This is a genomic window from Dyella nitratireducens (genome assembly GCF_014642835.1).
GTDB classification, from domain to species: Bacteria; Pseudomonadota; Gammaproteobacteria; order Xanthomonadales; family Rhodanobacteraceae; genus Dyella_B; species Dyella_B nitratireducens.
Genome location: NZ_BMJA01000001.1, coordinates 1,956,646 through 1,976,307, shown reverse-complemented (window position 1 = coordinate 1,976,307; position 19,662 = coordinate 1,956,646). Strand labels below are relative to the sequence as shown.

The 19,662-nt window shown below is 54.9% G+C and carries 23 protein-coding genes; 17 read left to right on the top strand and 6 right to left on the bottom strand.

Annotated elements, in window-relative coordinates:
- Window positions 1–37 precede the first annotated feature (37 nt).
- Both IEX75_RS09145 and IEX75_RS09140 read left to right on the top strand, forming a co-directional pair.
- Window positions 38–277 (top strand): hypothetical protein, encoded by a 240-nt coding sequence (locus tag IEX75_RS09145; protein WP_188793901.1) that lies wholly within the window; start codon window positions 38–40, stop codon window positions 275–277.
- A gap of 585 nt (window positions 278–862) precedes the next feature.
- A complete protein-coding gene (locus tag IEX75_RS09140; RefSeq protein ID WP_188793900.1) occupies window positions 863–1,204 on the top strand; it encodes a hypothetical protein in 342 nt (113 codons plus the stop codon).
- A gap of 192 nt (window positions 1,205–1,396) precedes the next feature.
- Here IEX75_RS09140 and IEX75_RS09135 read toward each other — a convergent pair whose 3' ends face one another.
- Window positions 1,397–1,939 (bottom strand): Rid family hydrolase, encoded by a 543-nt coding sequence (locus tag IEX75_RS09135; protein WP_229720708.1) that lies wholly within the window; start codon window positions 1,937–1,939, stop codon window positions 1,397–1,399.
- Between the two features lie 311 nt (window positions 1,940–2,250).
- Between IEX75_RS09135 and IEX75_RS24445 the strand changes: the two genes are divergently transcribed.
- Window positions 2,251–2,460 carry a hypothetical protein gene (locus tag IEX75_RS24445; RefSeq protein WP_423373098.1) on the top strand — a complete coding sequence of 70 codons (210 nt, stop codon included), beginning with the start codon at window positions 2,251–2,253 and terminating at the stop codon, window positions 2,458–2,460.
- Here IEX75_RS24445 and IEX75_RS09130 read toward each other — a convergent pair.
- From IEX75_RS09130 to IEX75_RS24440, 5 genes are all read right to left on the bottom strand, one after another.
- Window positions 2,380–3,612 carry an ABC transporter permease gene (locus tag IEX75_RS09130; RefSeq protein WP_188793899.1) on the bottom strand — a complete coding sequence of 411 codons (1,233 nt, stop codon included), beginning with the start codon at window positions 3,610–3,612 and terminating at the stop codon, window positions 2,380–2,382. The genes IEX75_RS24445 and IEX75_RS09130 overlap by 81 nt on opposite strands.
- Window positions 3,609–4,814 (bottom strand): efflux RND transporter periplasmic adaptor subunit, encoded by a 1,206-nt coding sequence (locus tag IEX75_RS09125; protein WP_188793898.1) that lies wholly within the window; start codon window positions 4,812–4,814, stop codon window positions 3,609–3,611. The genes IEX75_RS09130 and IEX75_RS09125 overlap by 4 nt, the downstream gene beginning before the upstream one ends.
- Window positions 4,811–6,709 carry an HlyD family secretion protein gene (locus IEX75_RS09120; RefSeq protein WP_188793897.1) on the bottom strand — a complete coding sequence of 633 codons (1,899 nt, stop codon included), beginning with the start codon at window positions 6,707–6,709 and terminating at the stop codon, window positions 4,811–4,813. The genes IEX75_RS09125 and IEX75_RS09120 overlap by 4 nt, the downstream gene beginning before the upstream one ends.
- Window positions 6,693–7,358, bottom strand: a complete 666-nt coding sequence (locus IEX75_RS09115; RefSeq protein ID WP_229720707.1) for an ABC transporter ATP-binding protein — start codon at window positions 7,356–7,358, stop codon at window positions 6,693–6,695. The genes IEX75_RS09120 and IEX75_RS09115 overlap by 17 nt, the downstream gene beginning before the upstream one ends.
- 151 nt (window positions 7,359–7,509) lie before the next feature.
- Window positions 7,510–7,821 (bottom strand): DUF6289 family protein, encoded by a 312-nt coding sequence (locus IEX75_RS24440; protein ID WP_423373099.1) that lies wholly within the window; start codon window positions 7,819–7,821, stop codon window positions 7,510–7,512.
- A 459-nt stretch (window positions 7,822–8,280) separates the two neighbouring features.
- Between IEX75_RS24440 and IEX75_RS09110 the strand changes: the two genes are divergently transcribed.
- The 14 genes from IEX75_RS09110 (at window position 8,281) to IEX75_RS09045 (ending at window position 19,622) form a co-directional block, all read left to right on the top strand.
- Entirely contained in the window at window positions 8,281–8,610 is a 330-nt protein-coding gene (locus tag IEX75_RS09110) for a Sir2 family NAD-dependent protein deacetylase (RefSeq protein ID WP_188793896.1), read from the top strand.
- Between the two features lie 64 nt (window positions 8,611–8,674).
- Window positions 8,675–9,097 carry a tetratricopeptide repeat protein gene (locus IEX75_RS09105; protein ID WP_188793895.1) on the top strand — a complete coding sequence of 141 codons (423 nt, stop codon included), beginning with the start codon at window positions 8,675–8,677 and terminating at the stop codon, window positions 9,095–9,097.
- Between the two features lie 53 nt (window positions 9,098–9,150).
- Complete coding sequence (locus IEX75_RS09100) at window positions 9,151–9,468, top strand: hypothetical protein (RefSeq protein WP_188793894.1); 318 nt, start codon at window positions 9,151–9,153, stop codon at window positions 9,466–9,468.
- Window positions 9,469–10,028: 560 nt separating this feature from the next.
- Window positions 10,029–10,445: a DUF4279 domain-containing protein gene (locus IEX75_RS09095; protein ID WP_188793893.1), complete on the top strand. Its 417-nt coding sequence runs from the start codon at window positions 10,029–10,031 to the stop codon at window positions 10,443–10,445.
- Window positions 10,446–10,709: 264 nt separating this feature from the next.
- Window positions 10,710–11,051, top strand: a complete 342-nt coding sequence (locus IEX75_RS09090; protein WP_188793892.1) for a hypothetical protein — start codon at window positions 10,710–10,712, stop codon at window positions 11,049–11,051.
- A gap of 118 nt (window positions 11,052–11,169) precedes the next feature.
- Window positions 11,170–11,778, top strand: coding sequence for a hypothetical protein (locus tag IEX75_RS09085; RefSeq protein ID WP_188793891.1), 609 nt, complete (start codon window positions 11,170–11,172; stop codon window positions 11,776–11,778).
- A gap of 105 nt (window positions 11,779–11,883) precedes the next feature.
- On the top strand, window positions 11,884–12,576 hold the full coding sequence (locus tag IEX75_RS09080) for a hypothetical protein (protein ID WP_188793890.1): 693 nt from the start codon (window positions 11,884–11,886) through the stop codon (window positions 12,574–12,576).
- A gap of 108 nt (window positions 12,577–12,684) precedes the next feature.
- Window positions 12,685–13,260 (top strand): hypothetical protein, encoded by a 576-nt coding sequence (locus IEX75_RS09075; RefSeq protein WP_188793889.1) that lies wholly within the window; start codon window positions 12,685–12,687, stop codon window positions 13,258–13,260.
- 656 nt (window positions 13,261–13,916) lie between these two features.
- On the top strand, window positions 13,917–14,588 hold the full coding sequence (locus tag IEX75_RS09070) for a hypothetical protein (RefSeq protein ID WP_188793888.1): 672 nt from the start codon (window positions 13,917–13,919) through the stop codon (window positions 14,586–14,588).
- Window positions 14,589–14,679: 91 nt separating this feature from the next.
- Window positions 14,680–15,117, top strand: a complete 438-nt coding sequence (locus tag IEX75_RS09065; RefSeq protein WP_188793887.1) for a DUF7832 domain-containing protein — start codon at window positions 14,680–14,682, stop codon at window positions 15,115–15,117.
- A 178-nt stretch (window positions 15,118–15,295) separates the two neighbouring features.
- Complete coding sequence (locus IEX75_RS09060; protein WP_188793886.1) at window positions 15,296–16,168, top strand: S1 family peptidase; 873 nt, start codon at window positions 15,296–15,298, stop codon at window positions 16,166–16,168.
- Window positions 16,169–16,784: 616 nt separating this feature from the next.
- Window positions 16,785–17,615 (top strand): hypothetical protein, encoded by an 831-nt coding sequence (locus tag IEX75_RS09055; protein WP_188793885.1) that lies wholly within the window; start codon window positions 16,785–16,787, stop codon window positions 17,613–17,615.
- A gap of 108 nt (window positions 17,616–17,723) precedes the next feature.
- Window positions 17,724–18,653 (top strand): hypothetical protein, encoded by a 930-nt coding sequence (locus IEX75_RS09050; protein ID WP_188793884.1) that lies wholly within the window; start codon window positions 17,724–17,726, stop codon window positions 18,651–18,653.
- A 222-nt stretch (window positions 18,654–18,875) separates the two neighbouring features.
- The gene (locus IEX75_RS09045; RefSeq protein WP_188793883.1) at window positions 18,876–19,622 is read left to right on the top strand and encodes a tetratricopeptide repeat protein; all 747 of its coding nucleotides are present in this window, start codon (window positions 18,876–18,878) and stop codon (window positions 19,620–19,622) included.
- The last annotated feature ends 40 nt before the right edge of the window (window positions 19,623–19,662 follow it).

The following is a 19,662-nucleotide window of genomic DNA, read 5'->3' as shown; positions in this document are numbered from 1 at the left end:
TGTGCCTGCACGTTCGTCCATCAGGTAGTTAGGTCCTATGAACACACCATCCAAAATGGCCCACCCTGTAGTGCGCGTTATGGCGGTTATTTTCGGGATTGTTGCTCTTGGTTTCGCTGCCATCGGCGCATATACGTTGTTTAGTCATGGTTGGAGCTGGCAGGTCTTTTCCGTCACATTTGCAATGGCTACTTTGGCAATTATCTTCATCACTGGCGGCATAAAAGGTCCCGGCAAACTTCCGACCAAGGGCTACTCTTTACTGGGCGGCCCCTGATAGCTTGGTCTGGCTGGATGTTCAACGCGACCATTGATGATCAGCGCAATAGCGGTGTGGCCTGGCAATTCATTCAAGGCGGACGCCTTCGGCGCCACTTACTTAGGCGTTGAATGTCCGTTTTCGACCCAGAGCGGCCACTTCATAGAGGTAATATGACTTCATATAGGGGGCAGTGGAAGGCTTTGAGGCGCCTAGAGCGGTGCCTTTTTAGTTGGCTCATTGGTTGGCCGGTATTATTACTAGCTGTAATGCTGCTTGCCACGCCACAGCTGATTGGCGTTCGTAGCGCAGCGACCCGCGACATCGATGGATATATCTTTATTGGCCTTTGGGGAGGCGTTGCCTTATTACTCAGGGTGTGGCTGGGCACCATTAAGTGTCCAAGATGTGGCTTTAGCTTCTACGGAGGTGAACGCGTGCCACGCAAAACATGTGCGCACTGCAGTCTTGATCGCAAGTCGGCGCAATGAGTGCGAGTTTTGTTCGCTTCCGACCCGGCGTGGACAGCTTGCGGCAGTGTAGGACAAACTATGAAACGCCTCTGGTTCCGTATATTTTCGCTAGTCACTCAGTGAGGTCAGGATGCGCCCCCTAGTTGCGACAATGTTCTTTCTCCTTGCAAGCACGGCTTGGGCGCAAGCTTCAGGTCTCGCTGCCACCAAACTCTACGCAGTTGTCTTTCAGGCAACCGTCAATTCGGCTGGCAAGATAGACACGCTCGAAGTATCCAAGGTCATTGATCCAAGTTCCGGCACTACCAACGCAGTCGACGTGACAGTTCCCCAAAGTTATGTCGTTGCAGCGCGCGCATTTCTTTCGAAGCGCACCTACCCCTCTGATCCGAAACAGTTCTTCACTTACACCTTCTACGATCCGTCGCAGCCGACACGTGCCGACATTGATCCCAAGGCGGATCGTCAGTAATAGCTAACTATGCGTTCAATGTAGGCGCCATTGGTTCCGTTTGGCGCAGGAGTTGAATGTGCGCTTTCAACCCATAGCGGACATGGCAGGGCAATTTGGCCGTGCTATTGGGCTAGAAATAGGGTGCCTTCAGCCCATTGCAGCTGCCGTAGACATAAAAAAAGATGTTAGACGTTAAAGGAAAATCGGCAGCTACTTCGACCGCATGGCAACGACGTCGATTTCCACCAGAGCGCCACGGCGACCTGCGGGCAGAACCACCTCCACGGTGGTGCACGCTGGCTTGTTGGGTTGGTCTTTGGTCCCGAAGAATGGGTGGTACCCGGCCCTGAATCCGCTGAGGTCCATCTGGCCGCCTTTTGCCGGGTCGGCTGCGAGATACACACGCACCATCGCTACGTCGCCCATCGTCAGGTGCTGCGTCTTGAGGAACGTTTGGATGTCCTTGAGAATGCCCGCGGTCTGGGACGCGGTGTCGGTGTGGGTCTTCAGATCCGGGTCGAGCCATCCACTGACATACAGAGTGTCTCCAGCCCACACCGCCTGCGAAAATGGGAGATCGGTACCTGAGGGGTTTTGACTGGCCGTGAGCGGAATGTCTTTTATACCTTGCGCTAGAGCCGTCGTCGCGCCGCTGCCGACAAAAGTAGCCATGGCCACGGCGGTGAAGACACCCCATGCATATCGCTTTCGATTGAATTCGAATCTCACGATTTCCTCCGATGTGCGGGTCATTGATTTTCGTCTGCGGGGTGAGCTCGCGCTCAGTTGGTGTGAGTCTCCGCATCGCAGCCGCCCACACCTTCACACTTGGCCCAACATAGATTGTGCATGCGCGCGACAGTTGAACGCCGACCGCTCGCTGCAGCGAGGCCGCCGTTCGCTGCATCACTCTCCGCAGCTATGACGTAACAGCGCTTAAGAAGTGTTCCCAATAGCCATGAGAAACGAAACATTCGGGTGCATCTCGATCTATATGGCCAGTTGATCGGCCGCAAGCGTAATGTCCGCTTTCCCCAAAGCGGATACTGCGAAACGGAGGTCGTATGGGCGTCAGCAAGGGAGAGCAATTTGCTCAGCGGGATATTTATGTCGACTATCCATTTGAGCAGGTCATGTTCAGTTGCGACCATATAGCGGGAAAATTTTTCGCCGCTTCTACGGGAAGGTCGAGCCTATTCGTCGCGAATGGCCGCGATTGGATCCAGTGCCGCTGCCTGGCGCGAGGGATAGATGCTGAATCCCAGGCCGATTAACGTGCATGCTACGACAGAGATGATTATGCCAACGGGTGCCCACGCGACATGCCAGCCAGCGAAGGCAGCAATCGCGTACGCTAAAGCCGCACCGAACAACAAACCAATCAACGCACCGGATGCACAGATCACCACCGCCTCACGCAGAAAGCGTTGTACGATGTCCTGTCGACGCGCGCCGATCGCGCGTAGCAGGCCGATCTCGCGACGCCGCTCCAGAACATTGGCGAGCATGATATTCATAATGCCAATGCCACCGACCAAAAGGCTGACGCCGGCGATTGTCCCCATCACTACGCTGAAGATGCGCTGGGTTTTCTGGTTTTGCTGGTATAACTGCTGCGGGACGATGAGCCGATAGTCGCTAACGCCGGCATGGCGCTGATCGAGCAACTGTGTGAGTACGTTCGCGTCGCTGGCGAGACTGCTGGGATCGTTGATGCGCAAAAGGAAGCGACTGATTTCATCCTCCATCGGTTGAAAACGGAAACGCGCACGCGCACTCGACAAGGGCACGAAGACCGTGTTGCTATCCCCTCCCAGCGCCACACCCTCGAACTTGTTCTGATCCAGATCACGATCAGCGAGTACGCCAACGACACGCAGCCACGTTTGGTTGGCCTTGAACAAACGTCCTAGCGGCTTGCCATCGGGAAACAACTCGTATGCGGCTTGGTGGCCCAGCACCGCTACTGCGGCCAGGCTGGCGTCGTCATTTGCATTCAACGCGCGCCCAAGCTCGAGGTGCTGTGAAGCGAGTTGGAAATAGTCCGGGCTCACGCCTTCGATCTGTGCATCGGCATGACCGCCGTCACTGAACACACTGAGCACTTTGATTTGCTTTTCAGCGGCAAAGCGTTCGGCCGATGGTACGACATCCAGTGCGGCTTGCGCGTCAGCCACGGTAAGACCGATGCTGCGCGCACGCGCTTCCTTCAACGCATCGCCGCTCTGGCTCTTTGCCTCCACGATCAAATTGTGCAGTCCCAGGCTGTCGACCAGTTTCAGCGCCTCACGCCGGCTACCCTCACCAACTCCTTGCATGGCGACCATGGCGCCTACGCCGAAGATCATACCTAGCAGAGTCAGCAGGGTACGGAGTTTTCGGCGCGACAATTCCTCAATCGCTTCGCCCCAGCCCGCGGAGATCATTTCATCTCCGCAGTTTTGCGATTTGCCAGTAGCACGTCATCACCGTCGCGCAACCCGTCGAGCACCTGAGTGCGAGTCGCACCGCGTACGCCCAGCTTCAATATTCGCGTCTGTATTTTGTCATTGACCAACACCTGCACTGTACTAGCCCCGTCAGCACCGCCACCAAGAGCTAGATTGGGCACGCTATAGCCTTGGCTCACCTGCAGCAGAATGATTTTGCCAACGAATCGCTGCCCGGGGATCCAGTCATAACGTCGTGCCACGTTGGCGGGTACGTCCACTTTTAGCGTGAGATATTTGACTGGATTGTCTTGACTGCGCGGTTGCGCAGCTCCAGCCACCCACTTAACCCTACCGGTGAATGCTTGCGCCGGAAGTCCCCAGCGATGCAATTCGACTTTGTCGCCCACTCGAATACCCTGAGCCTCTATCTGTGGCACGCTCAACTCCACTTCTAGCGCGCCCAGATCGGGCAGTGTGGCAAACGGGTTGCCCGCAAACAGGTTGCTGCCAACGTGTGGCATTTGTCCGGCCCAATCTTCTTGCACCATGACGACACCTGCATGGGGCGCATATAGTTCCAGCGCCGCCAAGTCGGCTTGCTTCTGCGTGATCACGGTGTCCAGACTGTCGCGCTTGGCATCGAGCACCGCCAGTTCGGCATGATCGTTGGCGGGCAGTTGTGCTTGGCGAGCCTGCAGGATGCGTTGACGTTCATCCAGGTAACGCACGTCCTGCACCGCATCGAGAATGTCATTGCGCGCCATCGATTCCGGCGGTGCATTCGCATAGCGTTCGGCAATTGGGTACTGGGCGGCGACTTGCACAAGGTCAACCCCCAACTGCCCGCGCTTGTCGGAGAGCTCCGCCAGCTTGGAAGCGAGCGCCAGCGTGTTGCGTTCCAGATCGATCTGGGCCTGAGCCAGATCCTGCCTGCTCTGTTCCGCCGAAAAACGGGCGACAAGCTCGCCTTTCTCGACCACGCTGCCATCAGGCACCATCCAACTGAGCTGCCGCGAGGTGAATTGTGCGCCAGGCACCAACAACGGCGTCGGTTTGTTTGAGTGCAAATCGCCCTCGCTCCACACACTGAACTGCAGTGGCTTGGCTTGCACGCGTTCGAGCACACTATAGTCGGCCGTTCCACGCCCGCAGCCTGCAAGCAAGGGCAGCAACAACCACGGCCAACACCGACTCATCGGGAAGCCTCTTGCAAGACTGGGATGGTTACCTGCACGGACTGGCCAGGCTTCAGCTCGAACTCGCCAGAATCCAGGCGCACCACCAGATCGATCACCGGCTCGATCTCGACACGTGACTTGCTGTGCACAACGCCACCAACTTCGGTGATATGGGCGCCTATGCGACGACCGCCACCACCGGCGATCACCACAGACACACGCTGGCCGACATATACTCTACCAAGGTCACGCTCTGGCAGCACAGCACGCACAGCCAACGTGGACAGATCGGGCATCTCCGCCACAATCTGACCAAGCCAGATCTGCGACCCGATATCGATCTTGCCTCCACTCCAGCTGTCTTGATGCAGCATGACGCCATCGCGCGGCGCCGTTAGCGTAAGTGACTCCAACGCGGCCTTCAGAGCGTTTACTTCGTTCTGGAGTTCATGGACATCGGCGTCTGCCATGCGCTGCTCGGCTGCGCGTTCGTCTGCAGCCACGCGCTGACGCTGCTCCGTCAGCGCCAGGACATGCTCCGCATTGGCCCGCGCGATCACCAGCTTCTGGTAGTCAATACGCGCCGTGTATTCCTTCGGTACGGCAGCTTTGCGCTGCGCTTTGTCCGCATCTTCGCGTGCCTTCGCTGTAGCAAGCTCGGCCTCACGCGAACGGTCTGCCAAATCTAATCGCAGTTGCTCCTGCGTACGCAGCTTTTCGGTGAGCTGACCTTGGTTGGTGGCGAGGTTCTTGGTCACCGTACCAGCGTCGAATACCACGATCGTGTCACCTGTCTTTACCTGCGCACCATCGCTTGCCATCTGAGTCACGGTCATCTGCCACAGGCCGTCCACGGCAGGCGGCGAGATCGCCAGGCTGCTTCGCGCGTATACCTCGCCGTCGATTTGCAAGGGCTGATCAAGCGCAACTGACGGCGTGATGGAGCGGTCTCCGGGATCTCCCAGATCCGTATCTGCACGAACACTCATGCCTGGTAGCAGAGGCATGTTCAAAGGTGTCGGCAAAGTGATGTCGACCGTGTAGTAACGGCCATCGCCCCAGGCGCTGTGAGCGGAGGGTATATTGGAGATTGCCGCGATCGCCCCCACCACCGATTGCGTCGGGAGTGCGTCAAAATGCAAGCGCACTGGCTCGCCAACGCGCATGTCGCCACGATCAGGCGCAAGCACCCAACCACGCACCATAAAACCGCTGCCTGCGCTCTCCACCTGGCCGACGCTGACACCAGGCCAACTGCTTGAGCCTTCTTCGTAGCGTTTGCCGGTACCGAGCACATTGTCGAAACCGTGGACCACGGTACCGGAATGCTCCGCACGCACGGTGGCGCCGGCCACCTCATCCTGATCAAAGTCCAGCGAAAGCTGTTGCTTGCGCAAGTCCAGCGCACCATCCTGTCGCCGGCGTGCGACAGCCGCAATAGCTTGCGCAACTTCCTGTCGCTTCAACGCCAGCGTTTTCTCGGTGCTCGCCAATGTGCCCTGATAGCGGTCGTAGTTGAGGCCGCTGACAAGTGTTTTCGGAATGGCCGCATCGAGCGCAGCCGTATCGCGCGCGGCCTGCGCGTCGGCCAGCGACAGCTCGGCATCGATTTGCTTGAGTAAGAGATCGCCGATTTCTTTTTCATTCTTTGCGGCGGTCTGGTCTATTTTGGCCTGCAAGTCGCGCAATTGGCTTTCGGCAGAACTGGCGTCGATACGCAACAGCACATCGCCCTTTTTCACATGCGTTCCATCGGCCGCGTAATAACGCAGCACGACGGGCGAGCTCAGCGAAGGTGGTGTCAAGATCTCTTGCGCAGCGGCCACCTTCACCTCGCCGCTAAAGACAGTGGCGTGTGCGGGCAATATTGCGAGTGTCAGCAAAAGCAGCAACGACTCAGGCCGCCGAATCACGCTCAATCCTTCCATCGCACAGACTGATCTGCCTCTGCGCCCGTGCGGCGACGTCAGCATCGTGGGTTACCAGCAGAACAGTCTGACCTTCTGCATGCACTTCTGTAATCAAGGCCATCACTTCCGCGGCGCTTCGTGAGTCAAGATTGCCGGTAGGCTCATCGGCTAGCAGCAACGCCGGTTTCATCAGCAGCGCACGAGCGATAGCAACGCGCTGCATCTGCCCGCCAGAAAGCTGGCTTGGGCGATGCGCCAGATGCCGCTGCAAACCCATCCGCTCGAGCAGTTCGTGCGCACGCTGTTCCAAACCCTCATCGCTGCCACGCAGGAAACGCCGCGGAAGCAAGGTGTTTTCCAGCACACTCAGCCTCGGCAACAAATGAAACGACTGGAATACGAATCCAATGCGTCGATTCCGAAAATCACTCGCACGTTCATCGTCAAAATTCGAGACGTCCACGCCATCGAGCAGATAGCTCCCACTATCGGGGCGATCTAGACAGCCAAGCATGTTGAGCAAGGTGGACTTCCCCGAACCTGACGGTCCGACGATGGCTACGAACTGGCCCCGGGGAACCGTAATACTGATCTTGTCCAGCGCTGCAACTGGCTGCTCTCCCACTTCGTAGCGGCGGGTTATCGCTTCCATGTGTATCAACATCGAACGCTCACTCATTCGAAGCGGCATCGTCGAGCGGGACCACGCCACTCGCCAGCTTTACTGGATCGTATCTTTTCAATTCCTGATTAAGCCCGTTATTAAAATCCCCCCGAATACTCGGGGGGATTTTGCAAGCAAATCAGCTGCATACCGGATAGGGGTTGTAAATACACGAGCCGCCGCCGCCGCCACCACCGCTGCCACCACCACCACCACCGCCACCGCCACCAGCGCAAGGAATGCTAGTTTCAGTGAAGTATGTAGTTTGCGTACCCGACTGAGAGACGGTGTTGTTGCAATAACGCGTGTAACTGCCTACAGCTGTAGTTTTAGCAGCAGTTGAATAATACGTTATAGTCGTCTGGTCCGCTGGGGCAGCTAATGCTATTGCGCTCGCGCTGAGAGTGGCGATACCGACTAATCCTGCGATAAGAGCATAACTAAGCTTCACGCTTGCTTCTCCTTATACAGTCCCCTTGACTGCTCGATTTAGATATCACAATGCGTAAGGCGCATGCAAGGGTAACCCCGGTTTTTTTACTCACGGCCAAAACGCGCATTCCGGACGCGGTATTGCTAACTGTCGATGGCATTAAAAAATTGGATCTATTGCATGAAGGGCACGGGCACTCAACTCAATAAAAAGAAATGCATGAATGCGACTTTTTCGACAAGAGAAAAAGTTGCATTGTGCCGATCAAAAGTTGACTAAGGGTGCTCATCATTTCTAGAAGCGGCTGCGGCGGGTGTTGATCACCCCAGCTGGCCCGAGTCAGCTGCCGAAAGTCCGAGCTGGAAAGACCTAACGTTGTTCCTTTGGATGGGAAAATATACGAGTAACGAGGCCTGCTTCCGGCACTTAGCCGTCCTTGCCTCGCTTAGCCCTAATAATTGAATCTCGGATATTCGTGTGACGGAGAAGGTTGTGGTCTTCACTGGCGCGGGTGTTAGCGCAAAGAGTGGGTTAAAGACCTTTCGTGACATGGGCGGTCTCTGGAACGAGTGCGCCATCGAGGACGTTGCGTCGCCCGAGGGATGGAGGCGAAACCCATCCGCTGTCTTGAGCTTCTACAATGAACGCCGCCAAGGTGCTGAAAAAGCAGGCCCCATCGCCATAGATGCGGAGGCCATCAACAGCGCACTCGCCGAAATTGGCGTTCAGCGACTTAATCACAGGGATGAATTCGCCGCCCTGGGATTGGATAAGCACAGAGATACGGATGATTGGCTACTAAAGTGATGCGCAAAACCGGCAATGTCCGCAACCCAGAGCAGACATGATCGGCAGCCTAGGAGGGAGAACAATGGAATTGGATGAATCAGTTCACGCTCAAATAGAAGCTCTGTGCAAAGAGGGTGACGACCTGGCCGCAGCGGGAAGCTTTGGCTTGGCACAGGATAGATACAAGTCCGCATTGCGGCTCTTGCCCGGTGACCATAGGCAATGGGAAGCGGCAACTTGGATTTATGTCGCCATTGGGGATGCGCACTTTCGCACTGCCGACTATGAAAAGTGCTTCAAATGCTTTTCCAATGCGGTGCAATGTGCCAATGGTCTGGGCAATCCATTCATCCATCTCCGCCTAGGCCAGAGTTATTACGAGGTTGGGAATCTAGATAAATCAGCAGATGAGCTGACCAGGGCATACATGGGTGCTGGGCTAGACATCTTCATGGAAGATGATCCCAAGTACTTGGCTTTCCTTAGGACACGTATAAATATCTGATTGGGGTATCCGCTTCCGACCCGTAGCGGAGGCAGCGTAACCAGGGGAGCAGAATGACTGACGTTGCGGAAATGCTTTTCCAAAGCAGGAGCCCGACAGCGACGCCAGATTCTTTGGCCGACCAGTTGGGCCGACTCGTGTGGCAAGGTACCGATAATGGCGCCTCCATTCGAAGAGAACTGGCAGAGTGGATCGAGCATGGCGACGCGGAACGTGCCGCTATCGCACTTGCTTTCGACGAGGGTTTATTGTTTTGGTCGCCGGAGCAAATGAGCGCAGCGCTCGACCGCTTGGCAGCTCGCTTACCTCAACTTAGCCAGAATATCGAGGCTAGGCGGAGTTGGCTCCGAGAGAATTTTGGTGATTGCTGAGGTCCGCTTTCGACCCGAAGCGGGCATAAAAGCACGAGGCGACAAGTTGGATTTGGTGTCTGATGATCAATAAGAAGCTTCAGTCAGTCGAGTGGGCCGCGTTTATGTATGAACTCGAGGATGCTCGAGAGCATCTCGAAAACTTGATCAAGGACCTCAAAGAGAATCCAGACTACGGAGACCCCGAGCTTCGTATAGACCTAGGACACGTGTTCGCTCATCTGAACAGAGCGTGGCGACGAAGCGGCCGGGATTTGAACGATACCGAGTGGGAATGGGCATCCAAGTTTCCTGATGATCTGACACCCGTGGGCTAAGGTCTGCTTCCGAGCGGTAGCGGAGCTTAGAGTAAGGGGCAGTCTAGAAGCGGTATGGGGTTACGTTTTCTTCATAAGTCAACCCGATGCCTTTTCGAGATTATTCACTCAAAAGTATCAACCCATACAGGGAGTGGGCATGGTTACCATATGTCAGGCTTGCGGATATCCGCTTCCGACCCGTAGCGGACGTTATACATGCCCATATCGGCTCGTCGGCTCAAATGATAAGGAGGTAAAAGCGTGGCGAGGTTTGAAAGTTCGCAAGCAGCGCTCCGCATCTTCGGCGATTCTCTCCTTCCTGAGGAGGTGACAAGGCTGTTGGGATGTGCGCCGACGGCTTCCGAGCGCAAGGGTGAACGCATCGCTGGCCCAAAGACGGGAACCGTGCGTGTTGCCCGTACAGGTCTCTGGCGCCTTCGGGCTACAGAGCAAGCACCGGAAGACTTGCCCGGTCAGATCGATGAACTTCTTGGAAGGCTGACCAGCGATATGTCCGCATGGGCCAAGATCAGAGAAACGTGTCGAATTGACCTGTTCGTGGGTTTGTTCATGAGTTCCGGCAACAATGGGTTATCCATCTCACCTGCGCAGTTACTTGCGTTAGGCGAACGTGGCATCGAGCTAGACCTGGATGTTTACGATCACTCCGAAGACTAGCGGATCGATAAAATGCGAAATGTTTGTCTCCGACCCGAGCCCGCTTCTTGTATCGATAACGTCGCCTGACAGGGCGCCTAATAATCGCTATCCTCATCCCGCTTAAGCGCTGAGTGTCCGCAATCCAAAGCGGCCATCGAACGACTCGGCGAAAGGGGGAGTGAATTGGCTTACTGTCTTCAAGCGATTATCGGGCGCCACGACGTTCTGCAAGATGTCGGCAATGAGGTATGGCATCTAGTCGAGTTGCCTCAAGGATATGGAATGCTGCCGCTCACGTCCGACGCCCGGAAAAGGTTCCGACTCCCGTTCTGCCCATTGACCGACGGCGCCGAGAGCTTACCTGTCGAGCTGATTGACCTGTGTGCTGCGATAAGCGGTAAGGGCCAAGTGGCGTATGTCGAAGCTGAATTTTTTGGCGGCGACGGCGCGCAAGCTTCCGTGATTTTCAATGGTGCTGAAAAAGAAGGCCCAATTACCATAGATGCGGAGGCCATCAACAGCGCACTCGCCGAAATTGGCGTTCAGCGACTTAATCATAGGGATGAATTCGCCGCCCTGGGATTGGATAAGCACAGAGATACGGATGATTGGCTACTAAAGTGATGCGCAAAACCGGCAATATCCGCTTCCGACTTAAAACGGACATGCGATTTATGCTAAATAACGAGACGGACTCGCCTTAGCAACCTGAGCACTCCGCAAGAAATGGTTGGAGCGGTATATGAACAAATCGATGGCGCTTCTTTGCATGTTGTCCGTTATGCCTTTCACGGCAGTGATGGCAAAAGGTCCCGCCACAGCTGACGAAAAAGTTTCCGCTGTTGGCGCGTCAGCCGCTACACCACCGTGGGAGATGGCGGCGCTGTATCCGAGAATCGGCAAATGGAATGTCATTACTCGGACATTGCCTGGGAAAAGTTCGCCAAAAGGAGGCCTCGATCATGGCGTTATGATCATGAAAAAAGGCCCGGGCGGATTCTCAATTGTCCAAGACTATTGGTCGCACGGTTCGAGCGGAGACATCATCGGCCAGAGTTTTGCCTGGTGGGATTCGAGCGCAAAGGCGTACAGGAGCGTGTGGTGCGATAACACGCAAGGATGCATTGAATTTACAACCACGATCGCTGGCAATAGCTGGGAGACGGAGCTGGACAGCGAGGCCAATGGCGAGAAGGTGCGCACGGTTATTCATGCATCGATGAGTGCCGATCACAACGCCATCCATGAAGAAGCCAAGAGCTCCTACGATGGCGGCCCATATCAGACTGAAACGGTCAGTGACTACAAGAGGGTTGCTGCACAAGATTCGGCAAGCGCACCTAACCACTGACGATGCAGGATGTCTGCTTTCGACTGCAGACATATCAAGAAAATAATGGCCTTTGCCTGCACGCCCCATTTCGTGGCAATACAACCAATGCATTCAGGGGAGCCCATGGAAAGTCACTACGTGGCAGGTAGTTGCGCCGAGTACCTGGCCAAGTTCTATATCTTGCCGCATACCTACAAGCACTCCACCGTTATACGGTTCATCGCTGTTCTAGCTGTCGCCGCTATGAATGTGGCGATAACGTTGCCCGTGCTTGATTCCATTTATTCCTACAGACACCATCCAAGTCCCGCCGCACATGTTGACCTAAGCGTAGTCATGCTGTGCGTTATCGATATCTGTGTATCTCTTTATTTTTTGAGCTTCCTGTGGAGAAAAACAGTCATCACTCGCCATTCCATCGAGATCACTCTGTCGTTATCGAAAACAAGCATGCCAGCGAACGATGTTCTGGGGTACGCGGCCGATACAATCCAACAGGCCAAGGGGCCTTCAGGCGTGCGAGTTTCCATTGTCCACAAGGCGAACGGACGGCAGGAGACAAAGACGCCCATTACCTTCGGCCCCAACAACTGGAACGATGCAAAGCTGCGAAGTCTCTTCATGTCGATGAAAAACTATGGGGATGTCCCGCTGAGTGAAGTCCTGGATGACGCGAGCAATGGCAAATACCCAAGGTTGGAAAAAGTTGTCCTTGTAGGACTCGTTCTGGTGACTTCACTCATCCTCTGGCAATTCATACCGCTTATTCAACTTTCGCTTGAGCAACTTCGCGCGATATCTAACGCGACGGGCTAATCTCGTGGAAATTGGGGAAAAGCCAGCTTCACTAATCGGGCGACGAAATCCAATGCCCGCCGTCAACCCGAAGCGGACATTGGAAAGTTTTCTAAGGGAGCTGAATTCATGAAACGCTTGAGGTCCGTCCTAGGGGCAATCCTTGTGATATGGGTTCATGTTGCATGCGCGTCTCAACCCCCCAAAACTGAGGATTGCCCCAACCCGTACGCTGCTTTTGGTCTGCAGGCTTTTAACGAGCCGACCCTCACAGCAGCCGGCAAAAGTTCAAGTTATTTCGCCGTAAGGTTCACTTATCTGCCGACGTTTCGACATCCGATTACGCTACGCTACGAAGAAAATGGTCCAATGACAGTTCGCCGTGTGGTGGTATTGACTGGCCGCTTTGGGTATTCCGCTGGGGATATTGGATTTCAGAACACTGACAAACCATCCAGATCAGAGATTGACGGCATAAAGGCGGCGTTGAACGGAGCGGGTTTTTGGACGCTTCCAGCAACGGACAATGTCATGGGCGCAGATGGGGATATTCTGACCATTGAGGTTGTGGATAAGGGGGAATGCAAAGCCCTATCACGCTGGCAACCGGATTCGAATGCGGCGTCACGGGGTCTAACGAAGCTTGTCAATCTCTATACCGCATTATTTGAACGCGCAGGAGTTTGGCGCGATGTCCATCCATAGGGCTTGATCCACAAACAAGGCGTCCACTTCCGACGCGGAGCGGACGCTTGAATAGACATTAGCGATCCTTTGGGGGATTAGGCTGGGCCAATGCCATCGACTCGACAGCAACAAAGATTGGCTTACCGCTTGGCGAGAAAGAAGAGCCTATCCGACGCTCGTGCACAATCGCCTGGTTCGGAAAAGCCAGGCATGGAGGGCCTGGCTGTGACATGCCCATGTTGCAGTCAAACGATTTATCCAAGGACAAAAGATTATCTGCCCCGGCCAGGGACATTTAAGCAGTATCGGTGTGCGCACTGTGGTGCTTGGCTTACCATAGACCTGCGATCGCGAATCAAGCTTATTGCCGTGTCATCGATGGGCTGCTTGGTAAGTTGTGTCGGCTATGTCGAACTGTTACTCGCCTTGGGCATCCCGGTGCGCGAATATAAGAACGCTGTTCTTTGGCCATTCGCGATAGTGGCTTTCTTTTTCGGCCAGTACGCCATGGCTCGCTACATGCAAAAAATTGCCCAGTGGAAAGTTATTGAATACTGATGTCGTTCAACCACTTGGCATGGCTATGACGGTTTTCGATTCGAAGCAGACCTTGAAGGCCCTAAGTTTTGTGGGCTTTTCAGGCCTCCCTCTCGACCGGGCCATAGGAGGTAGCGATGCCTCAACCCAAGATTCGCTCACCGCTTATTGCCGGACTCGGATTGCGCGCGTTCAAAGGTGGCGCCGTCGCCGTCGGTGTCACCGTTGCGAAGGGGGAGCCTTGCGTCGTCCTCTCTACGGTTCTAGAGACGTCTACCCAGAGCGACCGATTATCCTTTGAGCCCTATCGGCTGGCCGCTGAAACGCAACGCGAGCCTACAGGAGGCGCTGCGCCTGAAGCCATTGCCATCGTGGCGGAGGGGCGCAGGCGTCAGAATCAGCTGGCGACGAATAGCCTGCAAGCCATCATCCATCGACTTGATGCAGCGGGATGCAGGCCGGCTGTAGTCGCGTTGCTCGTCAACCGCGCCGGTTGGATTACCGACCTCCTCGAATACAGCCTCGCCTGGGCGGAACACGTGCCGATTGCCGAAACCATGGCCGTACGCGAAGCGCTGCGATTCGCGGTTGGCCAATGTGGCGTCGACATGGTCGATCAGGAAGAGAAATCACTACCCGAACTCGCCACCAAGGTGCTAGGCGTTTCTTCGGCGGAACTGGATAACAGACTGAAACTGTTGGGTGCGCCCGTAGGGAGGCCTTGGCGGAAAGAACAGAAGCTTGCTTGCTTGTCCGCCTGGGTTACGCTTGCAAATCGGTCCGTGGCTGAAATCGACCAACCTGGTTAGGTGCTCTAGCGAGCGTGAAGTCGGGTAATGTTCGCTTTCGACCCAGAGTGGACACTGTAGTTAGTCAATCAAAAACTGAAAGGAATCACGGATGAAATACGACGATGCGTCTTGGCACTCAGGCGGAAACTTCCCAAAGGATTTGCCAGCAAGTGCTGGAGCTATTCATACCGGAATGTTTGTAGCTTGGGCGCTGCAGTCTGGACTTGCCGGTGAGTTGCACACTGACGAAATGCCCGAGAATCTAGAAAAACTCGCTGGTCGGTCCCTTACGCCAGGTGAATTTTTCCTTTGGGCTTGCGATGGAAAGTTCACAGATGAAGATTTAAACGAAGAGGGAAATGCCTTTACGGCAAGCTACTTCGACTTTTCAAATGGATCGTACCTTGCAGATTACGAGGCTCTTCTCGGGCATGGATTGCCTCGGGGTTCTGATCGGCTGTATTACGTCGCCGATACTTGGGAAAATTTTGAAAAGCTGAAGCCGAGGCTAGATCAACGTCTCGCTGATTGGCGAACGCATCGTTAAGGCGTGTCCGCTTCCGACCCAAAGCGGGCATTAGGGCAGTGCGATTTGCGACTATTATCGAGGATAGGGCAAGTAGGGCATGTGATCTTCGAAGGTCATCCACGGTACCTCACCAAGCTATCAATGGATGACTGCCAGTAGCGCCAAACTCATCAACCACGCCAACGGAAGGAACCACATGAAGACCATGCTACGTTTCACTCTTCCACTGCTACTGCTCAGTACAAGCGCTAACGCTATCGTGATACGCCACGATCAGCCCGATGCACGCTACCGCGTCAGCCCGCAAACCATTCCCGCGCTGGTCGATCTGCCCGACGAAGGTCACGGCACGCTGATCGCCCCACGCTGGGTGATCACTGCGGCCCATGCAGTGAATATGATGCAGATGATGCCTGAAGAGCATTTCGTGACCATCAACGGAAAGCGACGCGCGGTGAGTCGCATTGTTGTTTACCCTGATTACCCCGCTGCGCGAGACGCCTGGCAGCAGATGTTCAAGCAGGTCAAAACAACCAAACCCGACGCCTTTATGCATCAGTACATGGCTGCGATGGCTGTTATGCACGACATTGCCCTGCTGGAACTCACTGAGCCCGTAACCGATGTGGTGCCGATGCCGATCGATCGCGGCAACGCCAAACCCGGCATGCTGAGCACGGTTTACGGTGCAGGCGCCACCGGCACCGAACTCACTGGCGCTCCTGACAGTGAAAGTCATCGCACTCAATTACGGCGCGCGGAGAATCGCCTGACCCAATCCGATGGCCCTTGGCTGCGTTACGTGTTCGACTGCAGTGTCGGCGCCCCGGCCCTCAGCGGCGCCACAGCAGGTGGCGATAGCGGCGGCCCAGTCACCGTCGATGTGGCTGGTCGCACCTACCTGGCCGGCGTCACTCATGGCCTGGATGGGACAGCCAGTGAAGTGGAGCATATCGTGCGGCAGATGCAAGATGGTTCATTTCGCATGGGAGTATGCGGGCAGCGCTTTGCGGCGGCGCGGGTGAGTTTTTATGCGGTGTGGATTGATCAGACCATCGCAGGACACTGAGTCCAGGGCGACTCACCTGTGTTATCGGAGGTAGGGCGCATGTCCGCTTTCGACCCGAAGCGGACATGTTCGTTGCTCAACAAATTGCATAAGTCCAAGCCATAGGGATTTTTCGAATTGATGAATGTCCGTGGGATGTGTCCAGCATGCGGCCGTGCTTTCGAGACGAGAGTGATGAACTTCGTGCCATCGCGATTCGGGAGGGACTTCAAATGTCCTCAATGCAAGGCCTGGCTGGTGACGGATGCAAAGGCTAAGACTCTTTTTTTCGTGGTGACTTTCGGGGTCAGCTTACCGTTTAGTGTGTCAACGCTAGCGCTGCTAGATCGAAGTAGGTTATTTGAATTCGCCTTTTTCCAAAGGGAAGGCTGGCATTGGTTCGCCCCAACTTTACTTTTCACCCTTATGGGCTCGATCGGATTGATGGGGGCATGGTGTGGGGCATGGGCAAGCAGCAAAGTAGCTATGCTTAAGCGCGTACGGGCGATATCGGAGAGAGCTCGTCACCGCTGATCTGGATAAATCGAAGCGGAGAGGCAGCTTTCGCAACCTATAGCGGACATTGAGCAGCCTGTAACATTCACTCAACGACTCCTCCCAGCATCAGGCGTTTTAGATGAAACGACCGATTCCCCCTCGAATTCATGTATTGCTGGCTCGCGATGCTGCTGCCGCGGTAGTGGTTCGTCGCGGCCCGACGCGCCACACCGCACTCATCGGATGGGATAGAAAGACGGACACATTCAAGATTGGGCAATGGTTGTACGGTCGCATCTACGAGCGTCGCTGCGATTTATCTCCCGACGGCAAGCACTTGATCTACTTTGCGATGAACGGACGTTGGAAATCCAGCGCCAAGGGTTCATGGACCGCTATTTCCAAGGCCCCGTACCTGAAGGCCGTGTCACTCTTTGCAAAGGGCGATTGTTGGCACGGTGGTGGACTCTTTCAGACATCAACCGACTACTGGTTGAATGATGGGTATGGGCACGAATTACAAGAGGAAGATCGACGTTTACGAAGAGTCGTTGAATACCCCTGGCACGAGCAATACGGTGGGGAATGCCCTGGTGTGTACTACATCCGTCTGCAACGCGATGGTTGGCTACTGAAGCACTCGGCACCGAATGGGGACGGCGACCAAGTGAGCGTCTTTGAAAAGCGTGTGAACAACCACTGGATTCTTCGTAAGCGAGCTCACACTAGCCTCGGTCATTCTGTCGGTCGCGGCGTCTATTTCGATACGCACGAACTATTCAACTCTCGCACTGAAGAGGTGGTCTCAAAAATCGATTGGGAATGGGCAGAACTTGATGGCACTCGATTGATATGGGCCGCCAACGGTTGCCTGCACTCCGGGTGGCTTGACGTCAAGGGTCTGCTCAGTGAGAAGTTGCTGCATGACTTTTCACCCATGCAATTCGAAAAGCTTGAGGCGCCGTACTAATAGTGACGGCGCTCCTTCAAATGAAGCTGAGGCCCGCAACACAAAGCGGACTGTTTACTAACAACTGATTTCGATAACGGCATTCGATCGACCTAGATAGGGGTGGGCATGGAAACCATATGTCAAGCTTGTGGTTATCAAAGAAGGCCATCTGATCAAGCACCCGATTGGCAGTGTCCATCATGCGGAAGGGCGTATGCGAAGACTTCGCATGATTCGTCGGCCTCGTACGAAAGGGTTGCTTCTTATGCCTCGCCTGATTCATGTCATTTATCCGCGTCGCAGCAAGCGACGCAGCGAGGTGACCTTCCCTCAGGTAATGTCCAAGGTGAGATGAAGGCCAGGGAAAGCCTCTACACAGCAGATAGCTGTGCTGATTATCTCGAAAAGTTTTATCCTCTTCCGCACACGTATAAAAACTCTGTTATTGCGCGGATAATCATCCCTATCTTGATAATCATCACTATCAACGTAGTGCAACTGGGTTATGTACTTAGCCTTGTCTATTCGGCACGTCATCATCCAAATCCGGGACAACACACAGGCATCCACATCGCCATTTTTTGCGCTTTCTGCGTGTTTTGCAGTTTCTGGTTTTTGAGCATGTTCTGGCAAAAAACAGTGATCGATGATCGATCGATCACCGTCACGCTCGCGGTGTCAAAAACAACTATCGCGGCAAACGACGTTCTCGGCTATGCCATCGATGTCATTGCGCAAAGCAGAGGTGTTCCGAGCTTTAGGTTCTCGATCATCCGGCAGGTAAAAGGACGTCAAAATGAAAAGATACGGATTTCCATCAACAAAAATGACTTGAATGATCCAAAACTGCGAGGCCTCTTCGAGTCGATGAAAAACTATGGGGACGTCAAACTGGGAGACATCTTGGATGATGTGGAAGATGAACAATATCCCAGGGCCGAAGCGCTTTTCCTAGCGCTCGTTGTTGTCGTTACATTAGTGGCTTTATGGCTATTCATTCCACTTATTCAACTTAATCTTGAACAGCTCCATGCTCTATCACGCGGGATGAATTAATGGATCGGCGTTGGGTGCCATCGTTAGCTAATCGGCCTGCGCTCAATGTCATGGAACATGTCAGGTCCGCTTTCGACCCGCAGCAGACACTCCGATTTGTCGATGACCTCAGGGACCTATAGGGGTAGTTAATGCCTAGCCTGATGTTGGCGAGACTTGCGCCGCAAACCGAAGTCGGACTAGGCTTTTTTGAGAAAATCAGGCCATGGGACCGGGGGGAGTATGGCGGCTGCGTTCTTACGGATGGGGTTTATCTTGCTTGCGTTGGGATGGGGCGCGGCTTGTTGTGCGCAGGCGGCACCTGCTGCGCCACCGCCTGAAACATCGGCCAGTTCGCCGGTTGACGATGCCGTCCAGGAGCAGCTTCTGCAGCAAGCCATGGCCCAGATCAAGGCGGGCATGAATGCCGATGCCATCAACGGTCCGCTTGCGCAGGTCATCCACGCCTACGAAACGGCCTACGCCCATAGCAAGAAGCAAGTCTATTGCGCCGAAACCCTGACGGAGGCCTTCCTCTATTCGGGCATCGCTTCCAGTAACCATCAAGATTCGGTGGTGTTGAGCAAGCCCAATTGGGCGATGGCTTATTACCTTCGTGGCTACGCGTATGTCTCCATGGGCGACCTGGTTCATGCCGAGGCAAGCCTTAAGCAAGCGCTGGCGCTCTCGCCCTTCAATTCCCAGTTTCTCTCCGAGCTTGGGAATGTCTACGAAGACGAAAAGAACTGGTCAAGCGCGCTGGATAAGTTTCAGAGTGCAGATGGCGCCGCTGAATTTGCACCGCCCGAGCAAAAGATCACACTCCGCTGCCATGCTCTGCGTGGCCAAGGCTATGTGCTGGTCGAGCTTCATAAGCTCGACGAGGCGGTACAGAAGTACAACGCCTGCCTCAGCATCAGTCCGGGAGATCAGAGGTCGATCGACGAGCTTGGTTATGTCAGGGAGTTGCAGGCCAAGGCGGAGAGGTGACTGCTATGCAGCGCCGGTTCGAAAGCGGGGCTGGAGGTGA